Consider the following 17,098-nt stretch of genomic DNA (forward strand, 5'->3'; position numbering starts at 1 on the left):
GCCATCGCCGCAGCTCGCCAGGATGCCCAAGCCTTTAAGGCTGTTCGCTGCGGCTCGTCGATTCCAGCCGGAAGCTTCGACTATGCCCACAGGCGAGCATTACGGTCTGGTCATGGACTGTGACCCGGACGGGCGGGGCGTCGCCGGCGGCCGAGGATATTCGGATGCGTCCATCTTTCAGCTGGATGTCCATCAGGTGTCCCCGATAAGTCACGTGGAAGGAAACCGATCGAAGGCCGTGGGGCATGTTCGGTGTGAACGACAACCCCCTCCCGGTCCAGCCGTAGCCCCGCGAAGCTTCTTTGGACGACGTCTATTGTGCCCGCCATCGCTCCAAGGTGTATTCCCGCCTTTGTGGTGCCGTGCTGGGTGTCATCAAGGTCGGCGTCAAGGGCTTCCCGAAAGCTGTCCCATGCCCGCTCCGGGTCCAAGGCTGCCAATACTGAAGCGTGCGCGACCCTGCTCAATGTGGATCCGTGGGCCGTTCGGGCCAAGTAGTACTCGATCGTTCGATCCAACTGTTCCTGCTGCAAGTCGTATCCAAGGCGTCTCAGAAACGAAATAAGCCCCTGGCGTCCCAAGAGGTAGGGCAGCATAAGGACGTCTGCCTGTTTGGCCAGCTTGTACCTATTGACGTCATCGCCCTCTGCCTCGAGGATGAGGTCCAGCCGCTCAATGTTCTCGTACTGTTGGCGGTACTTGTCCCAGTCCAGTTCTTGCAATTGGTCATAACCGGCAAATTGGCTGATGATTCCATCCTCGGTGATTGGCACAAACACGGCACGGGACAGACGGCCCCACCGGATAACTTCCTGTTCGGTGATGCCAAGGCGTTCCAGGAGGTCGGCCAATTCATGGCCCGAGAAAGTTTCGGGAATCCCGGCTGCACAGCCCCATACCCACGCAGCCATCACGTTCGTATACGCGTTGTCATCTAGGCCGGGGTTTCCGTGTCCATGCAACCATGTGTGATATTCGTCCGGCCCCACTACGCCCCGTATGTGGTAGCGATGGTCACCGGGGTCGTACTCAGCGACGGCGGCAAAATAACGGGCAACTTCCACCACAAGCTCTGCCCCCTTCTGAGAAAGCCACGCCACGTCATTGGTCGCTTCAAAGTACTGCCACGCGTTGAAAGCCACAGCCAGCCCTACGTGCATTTGCAGGTGCGAGTGGTCCGCCACCCAACGTCCCGAACGTGCGTTATATAGCGACCGCGGGGTTTCTTCCGTCCCGTCACTCCCGCTTTGCCATGGAAACCTGGCACCGGGCATGCCATGTTGAGCCGCAGCCTGCTGTGCCGCGGGGAGCCGCCTCCATCGGTAGTCCAGCAAGGCCCGCGCCACTGCAGGTGTCCTGGAGGTGAGAACGGGAAGTACGAACAACTCGTCCCAAAAGACGTGACCACGGTAGCCTTCGCCATGCAGCCCCCGTGCAGGTACGCCAACATCAAGTTCAGTGGTATGCAACGTCAATGTCTGTAGAACGTGGAACAAGTGAAGGTTCAAGACAAGCTGTACCTGTGCTGGTGCGTCCAAATGGACCAGGAATGGACTTACGATCCGCTGCCACGCAGACTGGTGCGCCCGCAGGAGCTTATCGAAATCACAGCCGGCGCGTTCCAGGCTTGCGGCGGCCGCAGTACCGGCCGATGAAATAGGCCGATCCCGTGATGTGGCGACGGCCACAATCCTCGTAACCGTCACCGCGGCTCCATCGGCACAATGGGTTTCAAAAGTCCGAAAGTGGAACGCCCCTTTGCTCCCGGGGGTCCCATTGGTACCTGCGACCTCAACGCTTAGTCCAACGGCCAGCCGGATCTGGCTTTGGCTGGTTTCCGCTTCCACCATCAAGGTAGTGCCTGGACCGCGGCCACCGCCGTCGGATGTAGTCCGGTCCACTAAATGTTTCCGACCTGTCAAAGGTGGCTCGGGAATGTTTGCGTTGCGTATGCCGACGTTGACGCCCACCCGGACTCCGATCAAGCCGCTCCAACCCAGCGGCCTAATGCGGGTCTTTATGGCGAGCAGATGGGGGTCTGCCGTGGAGACGAATCGCGTCTCCCTGACTTCCAAGCGTCGTCCGTCCGGGGACTCCAGAACAAGCCTCCGTTTGAGAACCGCCTTATCCATATGAAGTGTTAGTCGTTCATGAACAATCTGCAGCCCCTCGCGGGACCACCACGCGTTACCCTCCAGCCGCAGATCCATCGGGAGGCAATCAGGACCGTTGACCATATGTTCTTCGAGTACGGTCTCTTGGCCAATGCCCACGGAGACACGGTTGAACACTCCAGCCAGATACAGTCCCGGATATCGCGTCGTCCTATGGATTTCGGTTACGGCGCCTCGGACGCCCATGTAGCCATTTCCGAGTGTTGTGAGTGCCTCACGATGTCCTTCGTGGTCCGGATCCGTTCCTTCAAAAATCAGCTTCCAGGGGTCACCCATGACAAGCCCAAGATCAAGTTCGCTGACGTCGTTGAGCACTACGTTCGCGCCGGCGGCTTCGAGTTCGTTCCGGGTCCCCCGACGGTCGATCCCCACCACCAGCCCAAACCCGCCCCGATGAGCCGACTGCACCCCCGCGACTGAGTCTTGATGACCACCGCACGCTTTGGCAGGACCTTCAATCGGCGCGCTGCCTCAAGGAACACATCTGGCGATGGCTTCCCGGGTAGACCGAGGGTCGTGGCTGTCGTGCCGTCCAGGACGACGGCAAAGGTATCTGCCATGCCTGCCGCTGCGAGTATTGGAGTTGCATTGCGGCTCGAGGTCACGAGCGCCACTGGAACTCCTGCTGCCTTCAAATTCGCCAGGAACTGTACTGTTCCGGGATAGGTTTGCACACCGTCGTCCCTCAGCCGCGCCTGATAGGCCTTGTTCTTCAGCGCACCCAACCCGAATGCGGTCCACTCACCTGTGGGGTCGCTTGGTAGTCCCGGCGGGATGCGAACACCCCGGGACGCCAACAGATCCGTCAAACCTTGTTCCCGGGGCTTGCCGTCCAACAACGTGAAGTAGTCGTTCGGTGTGAAGGCCCGGTGATCGGCATCTGCCGGAAAACGGGCATCATGGATGATCGCATCGTAGGCATCTTTCCAAGCCCTTTGATGGACCGTGGCAGTAATGGTCACTACCCCGTCCAGATCAAAAATGACGCCGTCATAAGGGGGTTTGGCCGCAGCAGCGGTGGGTGATCCCTTCATCTCCCGGCCTGGGCCGGCCGCTGTTCGGCGGACAATATCATTGGCAAAGTGCGGAGGAAAGTGTCCGGGTTCAATGAGATTGAATCAATACCTTCACGGACCAGGAATCCGGCGAAGTCGGGGTGGTTGCTGGGCCCTTGACCACACAATCCGATCTTGATTCCTGCAGCATGGGCCTCCTTGATGACTTGTGAAATCATCGTCGTCACGGCAGGATCCCGTTCATCAAAGAGGCCGGCCAACTGTTCCGAATCACGGTCCACGCCCAGAACCAGTTGAGTGAGGTCGTTTGATCCGATGGAGAAGCCGTCAAACCTCCGCGCAAACTGCTCTGCCAGGACTACGTTCGACGGCACCTCGCACATCATGTAAATCTTCAGCCCGTTATTGCCGCGCACCAGTCCGTGGGCCGCCATGACAGCCAAAACCGTTTCCCTTTCATGGACCGTGCGGCAGAACGGAACCATAACGATGACATTTGTAAAGCCAATAACTTCCCGGACGCGCTTCAGGGCCCGGAGTTCCAGTTCGAAACCCTCCTTGTACTCTTTGCTGTAGTACCTGGCTGCACCACGGAAGCCCAGCATTGGGTTTTCTTCGGGATGCTCGAAGAATTTTCCTCCCATGAGATGGGCGTACTCGTTGCTCTTGAAATCACTAAGCCGAACTACCACAGGCTTGGGATGGAACGGCGCTGCAATTTTCGCAATTCCCGTAGCCAGAACAGAGACGAAATATTCCTCAGGACTCTCATAATTGACCGTCAGCTCACGTATGGACCTCGCCTCGGCGGCATCGGTGACCCGTTCAGGGTGAACCAGGGCCATCGGGTGAACCCGGATCAAGTTATTGATGATGAATTCCATTCTGGCCAAGCCCACGCCAGCTGCCGGCAGCCGCCACCATCGAAACGCGGCGGAGGGGCTGGCGACGTTGATCATGACATCGGTCCGGGTGGACGGAAGAGTTCCCACATCCACTTCTTCGACGTCGAACTCCAGCTTTCCCTCATATACCCGGCCTTGCTCACCTTCAGCGCATGACACCGTGACTTGCGCGCCAGGCTTGAGGAGTCCCGTTGCGTTCCCGGTTCCAACGACTGCGGGGACACCGAGCTCCCTGCTGACGATGGCAGCGTGGCTGGTGGGGCCACCGTGATCCGTAACAATGCCGGCCGCCCGTTTCATGACAGGAACCCAATCGGGGTCGGTCATCTGTGTGACCAGAATCGAGCCTTCCACAAACGATTCAATGTCCCCCGCATCCCGGATGACGCACACAGGGCCTTGGGTGATCGACTCCCCTACCGCCGCACCGGTTGCCAGTATCCTGCCTGGGTGCCGCAGGTGGTGCATTCGGAATGTTGATGCAGACAGTTGTGCCTGGACGGTTTCCGGGCGTGCCTGAACCATGAACAGCTCGCCGGTGACCCCGTCCTTTGCCCATTCCATATCCATGGGACGCCCGTAGTGCTCTTCCACCGCTACAGCCCATCGAGCCAACTTCAGTACCTCCGGATCCGTCAGGACCAGCGACCGCCGTTCCTGATCGCTCGTGTCCATCATCTGCGTCCGGGCAGTGCCACCTTGGCTGTAAACCATCTTCCATTCCTTGGCTCCGACCTCCCGCTGGATGACCGGGACAAGCGTCGGATCGCCCAGCAGGGGCTTGAACACTTGGTACTTATCAGGGTTGATGGTTCCTTGAACGACCGTCTCGCCCAGCCCCCAGGCCGCACTGATAAGGACGCTCCGTGGAAAACCGGACTCTGTATCAATGGAAAACATGACCCCTGAGGCCCCGACATCGGAGCGGACCATGCGCTGCACACCAACGGACAGCGCCACATCGAGGTGCCCAAAACCTTTGATCTCCCGATAGCTGATGGCTCGATCCGTGAACAGGGAGGCGTAGCACTGCCTGCAGGCTTGAAGGACTCCTCGCTCTCCTGAAATGTTGAGGTAGGTTTCCTGCTGGCCTGCAAAGCTCGCATCCGGTAGATCCTCTGCCGTTGCGCTGCTCCGTACGGCCACCGCGAGCTGATCCTGGCCAGCGCGTTGACACAGCATGCTGTAGCTCTCCTGCACGCTGCGGGCGAAGTCCGCCGGGAATTCCGCGGACAGGAATGATTCCCTGATGGCGCTTCCAGCTTGTCGCAACGATGAGCGTCCGGAATGGTAATCATCCAAGGAGAGGCTGATCACCGATTCCAGGGCGTTCGCGGAAAGGAATTGCCGATATGCGTCAGCCGTTGTGGCAAATCCGTCAGGTACCTTCACGCCCGCGGACCGCAGGGACCTCGTCAGCTCACCGAGAGAGGCATTCTTGCCGCCCACGGAGGGGATGTCCTGGATACCTGAATCTTCAAACCACAAGACGTGGGCGCTGTTCAACGAAGCTTCACGTGCTGAATACATGCCTTGATTCTGCACGCCCAGCCACTGCATGAGGAGGGTCTTTGGTCCCCTGCCCCGCTGTGACTTTTGGCCCTGTTTCGCCACGTGCAGGCGGCCCATGCTGGACAGGAGAGCAGGAGGCAAAACCATGGAACTCTCCAACTTTGAGAAGCTGGAACTGGACAAGATCGCTCGGGGCCTCGAAGAAGAGGATCCGAAGCTGGCCGCCCTCATGAGCTTGGAAAATCTTGGACGAATCCGGTGGAAGCATGCCTTCCGCGGAGCCCTTGTTGGCCTTGCGGGACTCGGTTTGCTGCTGGCCGGGGTCGCGGTGGGGGAACCAGTGCTCGGCATAACGGGCTTCATGGTGATGGGCGGCGGCACCTACTGGGCAACTCTCTTCATGGATGCCCATCCCGCCCGGCGGAAGACCCAGGCCGCCAGGCTCCACCACGAAAACGACAAGGAAACACCGTGAAGGCAGTTATTGTTTACGACTCCGCTTTCGGAAACACAAAGGAAATCGCGGAGGCTGTCGCCTCCGGCTTGGGAACGGCCAAGGCCAGGACAGTGCCGATCGCGCAGTTCCGGCGTGGGGATGTCTCGGCTGGCGACCTGTTGGTGGTGGGAAGCCCCATCAACGGCTGGCGGCCAACGCCGAAGATCATGGAAGGTCTGGCAGCTGTTGGCATGCAGGGACTTTCGGGAGTCCTGGCAGCTGCCTTTGACACCAGAGTCAAGCTGTTCATTCATGGCGATGCAGCGAAAAAGATCTCCCGGCAACTCAGAAACGCGGGTGCAACACTCGTCAGCCAACCCATGCCTTTCTATGTCAAGGGCACGGAAGGTCCCCTTCTGGCCGGCGAGCCTGAGCGGGCAAGGAATTGGGGCGGGGAGCTGCTAACGCTGATGAATACCCGTGCAACCAAGAGGAGTGCATGATGGCCGGTCGCTTGGACCCCAGCAAGATCATCGTTGGCGTCGATGGGTCCAAGGCGTCAGTGGAGGCGTTGCGCCAGGGCCAACATCTTGCGATGGCCCTCAACGCGCCGTTGGAGGCATGGGGCTGTTGGGAGCTGCCGCTCGGATACGAGGGATACCTGGCGATGGGCATCGATGGCTTCGCCCATGATGCAGAGCAGCACGTAAAGGATGCCCTTGAGGAGGCATTCGGGGCCCACCTGCCAAAGAACCTCAGCACCCGACTTGTCCAAGGCTCGGCACGGGCTGCCTTGGTGGAGGGCAGCAAGCATGCAGCACTCGTCGTCGTCGGCCGCCGTGGACATGGTGGCTTTGGTGGCCTCCTTCTGGGTTCTGTGAGTTCCGCAGTCGTGGCGCACGCCCACTGCCCCGTCGTCGTCGTCCATTCCCCCGAAACCGCTCCCTGAGATGCAACCGGACCAGAAGATGCGGCTTCCAGCCCATGAGCCAACGGTTCCGGCTACAGCCAGCCCAGGTGCAGTGATCGAGTGCACAGGCCTGAGCAAAACATTCGGGCGCAAAAAAGCGCTCGACGCCGTCAACTTGAGCGTGCCCGCAGGGTCGATCTTCGGTTTCCTGGGACCCAACGGTGCAGGAAAGACCACCCTGCTCCGCATCATGACCGGCCTCTCCCGTGCTTCATCCGGTGGCTTGCAGATACTGGGCATGGATGTTGGTGCGGAAGCCCCCGAGGTCCGTCGCGAGGTTGGTTACCTCCCTGACGTTCCGGCGTTCTACGACTGGATGACGGCTTCCCAAACTCTTCAACTTGCAGGCAGGTTGTGTGGGCTTAAGGGCGGAATCCTGGACGAACGGGTCCAGGAGTTGTTGGGCTTCATGGGGTTGGCTGGAAACAACCAGGCAATCGGGAAGTACTCCCGGGGAATGCGTCAACGCCTGGGTGTGGCACAGGCCCTCATCAATTCACCCAAACTGCTCTTGCTGGACGAACCCACCAGTGCACTGGATCCCGGGGGCCGAAGGGACCTCCTGGATTTCATCGGAGGACTGCGAGGTGGGACCACCGTGTTTTTCTCAACGCATATCCTCAGCGATGTAGAGCGCGTTTGTGACTCAGTGGCCATCCTCAATAAGGGAAGAATCCTCTCACAATCCTCGATGGATGAGCTCCGGGCCAGCCATGGACAACAAACCATCGCAGTGGAGGTCAGCACGGGAGCCGAGAGGCTCGCCCATGCCATTGCGGGCAGGGCCTGGACCATATCGGTACATCCTGGCCAGCGGGGGGAGATCCTGACGCGGGTGTCGGATGTGGCTGCTGCCCAACACGAGATCCCCACCATGGTCAGCGAACAAGGCACGGGATTGGTTCGCTTGGAAAGCGCCGAGATCAGCTTGGAAGACGTCTTCCTCGAACTCATTGGAGAACCGGAGCCGTGAAGACCTTTCCAGTCCTCGCTTGGAAGGAAGCCCAGGAAATAATCCACACCTGGCGCATCTGGGTGCTTCCGGCCATGGTGATCTTCTTTGCTGTCATCGGCCCGCCGCTGGCACGGATCACTCCTGAACTCCTGGGATCCCTTACCGCCGGGACCAAGGGGTCGGTCACGCTGCCGCCGGCAACTTTTGCCGACGCGTACGGGCAATGGATCAAGAACCTCTCCCAGATCATCCTGTTCGCGATCATCATTATGTACGGCGGAATGGTCTCCACCGAGGTCCGCGAGGGCACTGCAGCTTTCGTACTCACCAAGCCCGTGCGTCGAAGCACGTTCATCATGGCCAAAGCAACCGTCCACGGGCTCTTTGTCAGCATCGCGTTTGTGGTGGGCACCCTGGCAACATGGTTCATGACGCAGCTGGTCTTTGGCGCCGCACCCGCTGGCCAGCTCTGGGCTCCGGCGCTCCTGCTGCTCCTTTTCGCACTCCTTGTCCTCGCCTTCATGGAACTCTTCTCAGTTCTGATTCCGGCCACTGCAGGGGCTGCCGGGGCCGGACTTGGCCTGTACGCCCTGTTGGCGGCGGGCGGAGCGTGGGATCCGTTGGCGAGCTATTCTCCGGCTGGCGTTCCCGCCATTGCTGCCGCGATGGCGGCGAATCAAGCACACATGTCGCCGGCATGGCCAGCGATCACCGGGCTTGTTGCCGCAATAGCCGCTGTCGCGTTGGCCGCGTTCCTCTTCAAACGGAAAGAACTGTAGCCATGACGAAGCCAGCCTCAATCGTGATGCTCGTCGTAGGGATCACACTGTCAATCTTTGGATTCGCGCTTACAGCCGGAGGGGCAGCGGCAGCGTTGCTGGCCTCAGGCCAGGGCGATGAAGGTTACTTCACATCCCGTACGGAGCGCTACACCGTTGCATCCTATGCATTGGTCTCGCCTCGACTGGATGCCATCGGCGAGGGCACTGCCGAGAGACTCCCGTTCGACGTTGGCACCCTGAGGCTCCGGGCTACGTCTGCGGATCCTGATGGGAGCGTCTTCATCGGCATTGCGCCCCAGGGTGATGTTGATGCGTATCTGAAGGGAGTCCACCACACAGAACTGCAGGAAGTGAAGTTCCAGCCCTTCCGCCCGGTCTATCGGGACATCCCCGGGTCCTCAACACCTGCCCTACCCGCTGGCCAACCCTTATGGGTGGCCTCCGCTTCCGGTCCAGGACAACAGGAACTCACCTGGAACATATCCGCGGGCAACTGGACCGTGGTTGTCATGAATGCCGACGCACGTGATGGCGTTTCGGCCGACCTCCAGGCGGGCTTTCGATCAGAGCTTATTAAGCCTGCTGCCACTTGGCCTGCTTCTCTCCGGCACCTTGGCTCTCGTCCTCGGAGTCCCGCTGTTGGTGGCCGGCGCAATCGGACTCGGCAGGCACGGCGGCGCAACTGCTCCGGCAGTCCTTCAGGCGCCCCTCGTTGGCGAACAACGGCAGGAACCGGCGGGCATCATGGGCCATCCGGTTCGCTTGGGGGGCCATCTTGATCCTGCCCTGACACGTTGGATGTGGCTGGTCAAATGGTTCCTTGCGATTCCGCATTTCTTCGTGTTGTTCTTCCTTTGGTTTGCTTTCGCGGTGACCACGGTTGTCGCCTGGTTTGCCATTCTCTTCACGGGCTATTACCCGCAGTCACTCTTCCACTTCAACGTGGGCGTCCTGCGATGGAACTGGCGCGTGGCCTTCTACGTCTACGCCGCCGGGGGCACGGATCAGTACCCGCCCTTCACGCTTGGACGCACCAACTATCCTGCCGACCTGGACATCGACTATCCGCCGCGCCTTTCCCGCGGATTGGTGCTCGATTAAATCCTGGTTCCTGCTTATACCGCATTTGCTCATTGTCGGGGCCATCACTGGCACAGCGACGTGGGCATGGCGCACGAATGATGGACCCGCCGGTGTGGTGGGCGACCGCGGCGGAGGATTGTCGCTGCTTGCCCTTCTCGTGCTTATTGCACTGGTAATTCTTCTGTTCACGGGTAGGTATCCCCAGCCACTCTTTGCGTTCATCATGGGTCTCAACCGATGGGTCTATCGTGTCCTGGCCTATGGAGCCCTCATGCGCGATGAGTACCCGCCCTTCCGGCTGGACCAAGGCCCGGATGAGCCTGACTTCGTCGAACCACCGGGTCGAAACCGACGGGACGGCCACCTGTGACCGGGAACGGTCCCCCGGCGGACCTGCCGTCCCAAGGCAAAGCCCGACGGCGGATGGTCGCCGTCGTGGTCTTGGCCGCCGTATTGGTGGTGGCGGCAGGTCTCGCGCTGATGCTCAGCATGCGGCCCGGTGCTGCGCCGGAAGCTCCGGCGCAGGGGGCATCGTCGGAGTCTCCGGTCGCGACCACCTCACCGGGTTCCGCCGCAAGCTCCCACGAGGCGCCACCGTCCTCGGAGCCACCCTTGGTTCCTCCCCCTGAATCCGTGCCGGGCACTTCCGATACCGCACCTGCCACGCCACCTGTGCGCCCCTTCCCGGAGTCGCTTCTGGGCCAGGACCTAACGTCGATCCCGGGCGCGGGAAACAAGATTGCCTTGACATTCGATGGCGGCGCCAACGCAGCCGGGCTTCAAAGCATCCTGTCCACGCTCGACCGGGAGCAAATCAGCGCAACGTTCTTCCTGACGGGCACTTGGGCAGCGGCCAACCCGGACGGCGTGGCCCGGATTGCGGCAGCCGGGCATCGGCTGGGCAACCATTCAATGACCCACCCCGCTTTCACCCAGCTCACGGATTTGATGATTGCCGACGAAATCGGACGGGCCGAGTCGGCCATCGTTGCGGCCGGCGGTGCCCCCCGGCCGTTCTTTCGGTTCCCTTTCGGAGACCACGACTCCCGGACCATCAATACAGTCAACAGCCTCGGCTATGTGCCTGTGCGCTGGAGCGTGGACACTCTCGGATGGAAGGGAACCAGCGGGGGCATGTCCCGTGAATCCGTCGCCCAACGGGTATTGGGGGGCCTGCAGCCCGGAGGCATAATCCTCATGCATATCGGGTCGAATCCTGCACGACGGCAGCACCCTGGATGCTGACGCTTTGCCGCTCATCATTGAGGGGACAAGGTCCGCCGGATTCGGTTTCGCCACTCTCGATGCGCTGTTGGCCGGCTAGTCCATGGATGCGCCCCGGTACCGGAGCCATTCTGGGTGTCGTGATCGGACTCATCCAGGAATTCCGCACCATCATTTAGGAGGAAGACATGACCTTTGTGCTGCTTCTGATCGTTCTGGGCTTCGTAGCCGTGACTTCCATTGCCGGTGGCCTTGCCCTGGCGCTTGGATCCTGGCTCGGGCCGGAACGCCTCGGGCTACCGCCTGAGATACAGCTGCCGGCTGAATACCTGGAGGGGTCTCCCTTCAGCACATACCTGGTGCCTGGAATCTTGCTTGCATTCGTTGTAGGAGGCCTCCACACGGCTGCTTTCGTTTTGCTCCTCAGGCGCAATCCTTTGGCCGGTATGGCAGCCGCAGCAGCTGCCTATGGCATCCTGGTATGGATCTTCGTGCAGATGTCCCTGATCCCGTTCAGCGCGTTGCAAGCTGTCTACTTCGGTGCCGGCCTCGCGGAGTTGGGGCTGCTGATGCTTCTGCTTGGCGTCATTCCCACAACTGATTGGCAAGGCTCGGCGCGGCCGATCGGAACAAACGCATCCCGTGGCGGGACTTTGGGCCCTGTTAGTCACAAGCGGGCAGCCGTAGGATCGCCGCATGACCGACAAGAACATAGTGCCTGAGGCAGAAGTACTCGAAGCCGACGATTGCTGGAGGCTTCTGGGCGAAACGAATGTTGGGCGTCTCTCCGTGATCGTGGATGGCCACCCGGACATCTTTCCGGTGAATTTCGCCGTGGACAATCGGACAATCGTCTTTCGAACCGGAATGGGGACCAAGCAACAGGCGATGGAAGACGACGCCGTCGTGGCCCTTGAAGCCGACTCAGTGAGCGCCGAGTTCGGCATAGCCTGGAGCGTCGTAGTAAAGGGTGCAGCCGGCGAGGCCGGTACGGGCGGTCCAGCTTTGGATGAAGTCAGACGTGCCCTCTTCCCGTGGCAAGGCGTGGGCCAGGACCTCCTCTACCGGCTAGTCCCCCAATCCGTCTCCGGCAGGCGCTTTGATCTCTCCCGCTCCAATGTCGCTTCAAACCCCGCTCGACGACGCAACTCGGGCAGGCTTGGAATAGGAATCCGGCGCGGGGTGATGTGGGGATTCTGGTGGCGAGAAGCCCTGTAGCGACGGGGTGATCAGACGTCAGGGGATGTCCTCCGTTGGCCCGGATAGTTTTGCGGCGATGCTGAACCGGGAGGCCCGCCTGCTGATGTGATGGGTTGCCCGACGCCGAGGAATGGGTAACGCGGCGGCAGGGGATTGTTGCTTGGCCCGGGAGAAGAACCATTTTTTGGCGAACTCCACCATGGTCAGATATACGATCACCATGCCCAGAAGGGCCAGGAAAAACGGTGACGGTAATGGGTCGAAACCGAGCCAAGGCCCCGTCGCTGTCAGGGGCAAGGCCACTCCCACGGCGACTACGGTCAAGGACGCCACGACCAGCCCGGCCGAAGGCCTGCTGCGAAGGAAGGGCACCTTGCGGGTCCGGATGACGAAGATGATCAGGGTTTGGGTGGCGATTGATTCGATGAACCACCCGGCGCGGAACTCCCCAGGCACAGCATGGAACACTGTCAGCATGAGGGCGAAGGTGGCGAAGTCAAAGATTGAGCTGATGGGACCGAAGAGGAACATGAATCGTCGGATGAAGGCGATATCCCAGTGGGCAGGGGCGCGGAGTTGTTCGTTGTCGACTCTGTCGCTGGGAATGGCCAGTTGACCGGCGTCATAGAGCAGGTTATTGAGCAGGATCTGGCCTGGGAGCATGGGCAGGAAGCTCAACACCACCGAGGCAGTCGCGGCGCTGAACATGTTCCCGAAGTTACTTGATGTTCCCATCAGGACGTATTTGATGGTGTTCGCGAAGATCCGGCGGCCCTCCCTGACGCCATCGGCGAGGACGCCGAGGTCTTTGTCGAGCAGGATGACGTCGGCGGCATCCTTGGCGACGTCGGTGGCCGTATCCACCGAGATGCCTATGTCGGCCTTGTGCAGGGCCAGGGTGTCGTTCACCCCATCTCCCAGGAACCCCACGGAGCCCGCCGCTCTGACGCAGGGCAGTGATGATTCGAGCTTTATGTTCCGGCGAAACGCGGGCAAAAATTGAGGCGGTGCGGGCTGCGGGGACGAGTTCCGTATCCGACATCCCATCGATGTCGGCCCCTGTAAGGGTGCCCCCGGAGAGCACGCCGACGTCGGCGCAGACTTTCTCGGCTACCTTGGCATTGTCGCCAGTGGCAATCTTTACCGTGATCTGCAATGCTTCCAGCTGGTCCAGTGACGTTTTTACGTTGGCTTTGGGCTGGTCCAGGAAGATCAGAAAGCCCGCCAAGGTGAGGTCGTGTTCGTCTGCTTCAGTAACTTCGACCAGTCCGGGGACCTCACGGTAGGCGACCGCCACGACCCGGGCTCCTTCCTGGAATTGTTCATTCAGCGTCGCCAGCACCGCGGGTGTTGGCGGCCCGCAAAGGGTGAGGACTTCTTCGGGGGCGCCCTTGGTGATCAGCAGCCTCCGGCCTGCGTTTTCGTGGACCAGCACGGTGGTATCGCCGGCGTTCGTGGTCAAAGCTGATCAGGTCCAGGCGGTTGAAACGTTCAGGGTCGAGCTTGGCCGCTTGAGGGCTGGACCAAAGGGCGGCGTCCAGTGGGTTCTGTCCGGCAGTTGAATACTTGGCCGTGGTGTAATCCGACTCCGTGGACAGCAGCCCCAGTGTGAGCAGATAATCCTTTGCAATCGGCGAGGTTGCTGGAAGGGCGTCGGTGAAACTGATCCTTCCTTCTGTCAGCGTGCCGGTCTTGTCGGTGACCAGGATGTCCATGTCGCCCAGGTCTTCGATGCAGACGAGCCGTTTGACGAGTACCTTCCGTTTGGCCAGCAGCCGTGTGCCGGTGGCCAAACTGGTGCTGACAACAGCCGGGAGAAGTTGGGGAGTGATACCGACGGCGATGGCCAGTGAGAACAGCAGTGATTCGATGATCGGTCGTTGGAGCAGCAGGTTGGCTACGAAAATCAAGGTGGTCAGGCCGATGGCGACCTGCAGCAGGAGGAATGAGAAACGTCGAAGCCCGATCTGGAAGTCCGTCTGCGGTTGACGTTCTCCCAGTCCGGAGGCGATCCGGCCAAATTCGGTGCCGCTCCCGGTGGCCACCACCACGCCGGTTCCACTGCCGGAGTGTACGACGGTGCCCATGAAGGCGCACGACATCAGATCTCCCAGGGCTGCGTTATCCGGTGCGGGAGAAGGGTCTTTCAACGCCGGTAGGGACTCCCCCGTGAGAATGCTCTCATCGCACAGCAGATTGTTCGTTTCCAGCAGCCGAAGGTCCGCAGGAATGATTGTTCCCAGTCCCAGCTGCACGATATCGCCAGGGACGATGTCCGTCACGTCCACTGGAAGGGTCCTGCCATCCCGAAGCACCAAAGCCTGATGCGTGATCTGTGAGTGCAGGGCTTCCGAGGCGCGTTCGGCCCGGAATTCACTACTGAAGCCCAGACCAACGCTGGCCAGCAGGATTGCACCAATCACTATCGAGTTGGTCACGTCCCCCAAGAACATCGATACAGATGCTGTGACGAGCAGCAAGATCAGGATTGGGCTGGCGAGCTGACGCCCAAGCACGGCCCAACCGTTGGCCTTATGTGACAGGACAGCGTTAGCCCCCACTATGGCCAGGCGGGACGCGGATTCCTGATCCGATAATCCTGACGTGCCCGAATCAAGCTGGTTCAGGACTTGATCAGCGTCCAATCTGGCCGCGCCCATAATGGGAAGCTGAAGGAAGCTCCTCTCCCGACCATCAACAGAGGTCATGCCAGGTCCGTTCCCTTGGTAGCGGTCGTATTAGAGACAAAGACCCAGCCCTCCTGGAAGAAAATCCAGCACAGGCCCGGTCGCGACTGCCGTCATAGCTGGAGTCTGCCACTTGGTCGGGATCCTGGGAACAGCAGGCCGCCGGCTTAGTCCCCAGCCCCGATCGAACCTCTGTAAGCTCCCTCTCCAAGTCCAATTTTCCCAACGGGTTCCGTCGCGCCACCCTTTACCGCCGACCCAACCGGAGATATTCAAATGAGGCAACAAATGCCGCTTGGGGTCTGGAATTGAGCCACCGATCGGTGACCTTTAGCCCTATTGCCGGTTGCTGCTCCGGGTCATTCTTGGACTGGGACGTCCACATCGAAGAAACATGTCTCTCTTCGGGCCATGGTTCCGTGACCGGGCCCCGCCCGACCCGGAATGCTCACTCCGCCCGAGACCGCCGTGACGTCGCGTAGTGCTGTGTTCAGTGCCATAGACCGAAGGAGCATCAGATGGAACGAGTCATCGACAAAGTAGCCCTTGTCAGCGGTGGCGCCAGGGGGATCGGGGCTGCAATCGCAACGCGGCTGCACGGTGAAGGAGCGAAGGTCATCATCGGGGATGTTCTGGACGATGAAGGAACGGAGTTCGCCGCTCATCTCGGGTCCGGGGTGCGGTATGTTCACCTGGACGTGACCAGCCCCCAGGACTGGCAAAATGCGGTGCAGGCTGCTGTTGAGGAATTCGGTGGCCTGAACATTGTGGTGAACAACGCCGGTATCGTGAACTTCGCCCCGATCGAGGACTACACGCTGGAGCAGTGGAACGCGGTGCTGGCGGTGAACCTAACCGGGACGTTTAACGGGATCAAAGCGGCAATCCCGGCCCTGAAAGAGGCACGGGGCGGGTCGATCGTGAATATTTCATCAATAGCGGGGCTGCGAGGCTACGAAGGGATTCCCGGATACAGCGCCTCGAAATTTGGGGTTCGGGGGTTGACGAAGAGCGCAGCGTTGGACTTGGGCCGCCATGGCATCCGGGTCAATTCTGTTCACCCCGGCGTTATTTCCACACCCATGACGGCTGGGATGCCGATAGACATGAGCCACACAGCACTGGCCAGGATAGGTCATCCCGGGGAAGTGGCCGATCTCGTCTTGTTCCTGTCCTCAACCGAGGCATCCTTTGTCACCGGCGCCGAATTCGTCATCGATGGTGGAGACACCGCAGGAACCGTGAGCGGCGGTCAATAACTCCCGGGCCACCGGCTCCTTGCCGGGCTTTCGGCAGACGAGCTCCGTGCACTTGAAACCGGCCTGCGGGCTGTAAGTCGCGAGCTGCGCAGCAACGCGTGAGCTGCCGCTGACTAGCTAAGCTTCTTCCGGCGTATCGATGAACCGCATGAGCGTCTCCAGCAAGTGCAGTGTTTTCCGATGAGGGTCCAGGAGGAATTGAATCCGGAGTCCGTCGATCATCGCCATCACCATGGTGACTTTGTCGTCAGCAGTTAGTTCCTCACTGTCCTGCGCAGTGGCGAGCCGCTTGCTGGTGAAGTAGTCGCGCATTCGCTCACGGCGAGCGATGAAGAAGTCATGCGCGGGATGCTCGGGGTTGGTAGCTGCGATGGTGATGGACAGCCAATTTCGCATGTGATCAGGCCGCGCAAATTCCTCTTTAAGAACACTGCTCAACACCAACTCCCGGGGCACCTTGGATTGCACAATGCGCTTGGCCAGCTCGGCGTCGTCGGCATCCCGCTCCGCAAGGGCGGCGAGGAGAAGATCATCCTTGGTGGCGAAGTGACGAAGCAGGGCCGCATGAGTGACGTTGGCGCGTGCGGCGATATCCCTGAGGCTTGCCCGCTCATAGCCGTGTTCAGCGAAGCTGGCCGAGGCCGCGCGCACGATCTCCGCGCGACGAGCCGGCGTTGTTGCGTACGGGCCACGCCTACCGGAGCTGACTTTCTTCCCGGTCTCCTGCTCAGAAGTGGTAGTCACGAACAGCCTTCTCTCACGAACGGAAAATCTCTTTTTTGCGTTGGGTCTTGTCAATTGTAACCACTGTGACTACTATTCACGAATAGTAACCATCGTGGTTACCTTTACTGGTACCGACCTCACCGTCGTCCAGTCATCACCTGCGATGCCG

General features: G+C 60.3%; 16 protein-coding genes and 2 pseudogenes. 11 read left to right on the forward strand and 7 right to left on the reverse strand.

What is annotated here, in order from left to right:
• Positions 1-34: 34 nt before the first annotated feature.
• The 4 genes and pseudogenes from ACTAQJ_RS04810 to ppsA all read right to left on the reverse strand — a co-directional run bounded on the left by ACTAQJ_RS04810 (position 35) and on the right by ppsA (position 5,625).
• Entirely contained in the window at positions 35-247 is a 213-nt protein-coding gene (locus ACTAQJ_RS04810; protein WP_498701101.1) for a glycosyl hydrolase family 65 domain-containing protein, read from the reverse strand.
• A 127-nt stretch (positions 248-374) separates the two neighbouring features.
• Positions 375-2,450 (reverse strand): annotated as a pseudogene (locus ACTAQJ_RS04815) (glycoside hydrolase family 65 protein); the annotation flags it as partial.
• 38 nt (positions 2,451-2,488) lie between these two features.
• Complete coding sequence (locus ACTAQJ_RS04820) at positions 2,489-3,208, reverse strand: HAD family hydrolase (protein WP_498701104.1); 720 nt, start codon at positions 3,206-3,208, stop codon at positions 2,489-2,491.
• The gene (gene ppsA / locus ACTAQJ_RS04825; protein WP_498702151.1) at positions 3,205-5,625 is read right to left on the reverse strand and encodes a phosphoenolpyruvate synthase; all 2,421 of its coding nucleotides are present in this window, start codon (positions 5,623-5,625) and stop codon (positions 3,205-3,207) included. Before ppsA ends, ACTAQJ_RS04820 begins: the two co-directional genes overlap by 4 nt.
• Before the next feature lie 127 nt (positions 5,626-5,752).
• Between ppsA and ACTAQJ_RS04830 the strand changes: the two genes are divergently transcribed.
• The 10 genes and pseudogenes from ACTAQJ_RS04830 to ACTAQJ_RS04875 all read left to right on the forward strand — a co-directional run bounded on the left by ACTAQJ_RS04830 (position 5,753) and on the right by ACTAQJ_RS04875 (position 12,225).
• The gene (locus ACTAQJ_RS04830; RefSeq protein ID WP_442005516.1) at positions 5,753-6,082 is read left to right on the forward strand and encodes a DUF3040 domain-containing protein; all 330 of its coding nucleotides are present in this window, start codon (positions 5,753-5,755) and stop codon (positions 6,080-6,082) included.
• Positions 6,079-6,546, forward strand: a complete 468-nt coding sequence (locus tag ACTAQJ_RS04835; RefSeq protein WP_442005517.1) for a flavodoxin family protein — start codon at positions 6,079-6,081, stop codon at positions 6,544-6,546. The genes ACTAQJ_RS04830 and ACTAQJ_RS04835 overlap by 4 nt, the downstream gene beginning before the upstream one ends.
• Positions 6,546-6,992, forward strand: coding sequence for a universal stress protein (locus ACTAQJ_RS04840; protein ID WP_442005552.1), 447 nt, complete (start codon positions 6,546-6,548; stop codon positions 6,990-6,992). Before ACTAQJ_RS04835 ends, ACTAQJ_RS04840 begins: the two co-directional genes overlap by 1 nt.
• A 1-nt stretch (position 6,993) precedes the next feature.
• Positions 6,994-7,986, forward strand: a complete 993-nt coding sequence (locus ACTAQJ_RS04845) for an ABC transporter ATP-binding protein (protein WP_498701110.1) — start codon at positions 6,994-6,996, stop codon at positions 7,984-7,986.
• Positions 7,983-8,747 (forward strand): ABC transporter permease, encoded by a 765-nt coding sequence (locus ACTAQJ_RS04850; RefSeq protein WP_442015670.1) that lies wholly within the window; start codon positions 7,983-7,985, stop codon positions 8,745-8,747. Before ACTAQJ_RS04845 ends, ACTAQJ_RS04850 begins: the two co-directional genes overlap by 4 nt.
• Positions 8,748-9,362: 615 nt before the next feature.
• A complete protein-coding gene (locus ACTAQJ_RS04855) occupies positions 9,363-9,851 on the forward strand; it encodes a DUF4389 domain-containing protein (RefSeq protein WP_498701115.1) in 489 nt (162 codons plus the stop codon).
• A gap of 25 nt (positions 9,852-9,876) precedes the next feature.
• Positions 9,877-10,203 carry a DUF4389 domain-containing protein gene (locus ACTAQJ_RS04860; RefSeq protein WP_498701117.1) on the forward strand — a complete coding sequence of 109 codons (327 nt, stop codon included), beginning with the start codon at positions 9,877-9,879 and terminating at the stop codon, positions 10,201-10,203.
• The gene (locus ACTAQJ_RS04865) at positions 10,200-11,078 is read left to right on the forward strand and encodes a polysaccharide deacetylase family protein (RefSeq protein WP_498701119.1); all 879 of its coding nucleotides are present in this window, start codon (positions 10,200-10,202) and stop codon (positions 11,076-11,078) included. The genes ACTAQJ_RS04860 and ACTAQJ_RS04865 overlap by 4 nt, the downstream gene beginning before the upstream one ends.
• 167 nt (positions 11,079-11,245) lie before the next feature.
• Positions 11,246-11,779: a hypothetical protein gene (locus tag ACTAQJ_RS04870; RefSeq protein WP_442005522.1), complete on the forward strand. Its 534-nt coding sequence runs from the start codon at positions 11,246-11,248 to the stop codon at positions 11,777-11,779.
• Positions 11,754-12,225, forward strand: a pseudogene (locus tag ACTAQJ_RS04875) (pyridoxamine 5'-phosphate oxidase family protein). Before ACTAQJ_RS04870 ends, ACTAQJ_RS04875 begins: the two are co-directional and overlap by 26 nt.
• 68 nt (positions 12,226-12,293) lie before the next feature.
• Here ACTAQJ_RS04875 and ACTAQJ_RS04880 read toward each other — a convergent pair.
• Both ACTAQJ_RS04880 and ACTAQJ_RS04885 read right to left on the reverse strand, forming a co-directional pair.
• The gene (locus tag ACTAQJ_RS04880) at positions 12,294-13,166 is read right to left on the reverse strand and encodes a cation transporting ATPase C-terminal domain-containing protein (protein ID WP_498701122.1); all 873 of its coding nucleotides are present in this window, start codon (positions 13,164-13,166) and stop codon (positions 12,294-12,296) included.
• 413 nt (positions 13,167-13,579) lie between these two features.
• A complete protein-coding gene (locus tag ACTAQJ_RS04885) occupies positions 13,580-14,965 on the reverse strand; it encodes an HAD-IC family P-type ATPase (RefSeq protein WP_498701123.1) in 1,386 nt (461 codons plus the stop codon).
• 497 nt (positions 14,966-15,462) lie between these two features.
• On the opposite strand from ACTAQJ_RS04885, the gene ACTAQJ_RS04890 reads away from it, so the two are divergent.
• Positions 15,463-16,203, forward strand: a complete 741-nt coding sequence (locus ACTAQJ_RS04890; protein WP_442005525.1) for a glucose 1-dehydrogenase — start codon at positions 15,463-15,465, stop codon at positions 16,201-16,203.
• A gap of 117 nt (positions 16,204-16,320) precedes the next feature.
• Here ACTAQJ_RS04890 and ACTAQJ_RS04895 read toward each other — a convergent pair whose 3' ends face one another.
• Positions 16,321-16,947 carry a TetR/AcrR family transcriptional regulator gene (locus ACTAQJ_RS04895; RefSeq protein ID WP_442005526.1) on the reverse strand — a complete coding sequence of 209 codons (627 nt, stop codon included), beginning with the start codon at positions 16,945-16,947 and terminating at the stop codon, positions 16,321-16,323.
• Positions 16,948-17,098: the final 151 nt, after the last annotated feature.

This window comes from Arthrobacter sp. alpha11c (genome assembly GCF_054149985.1).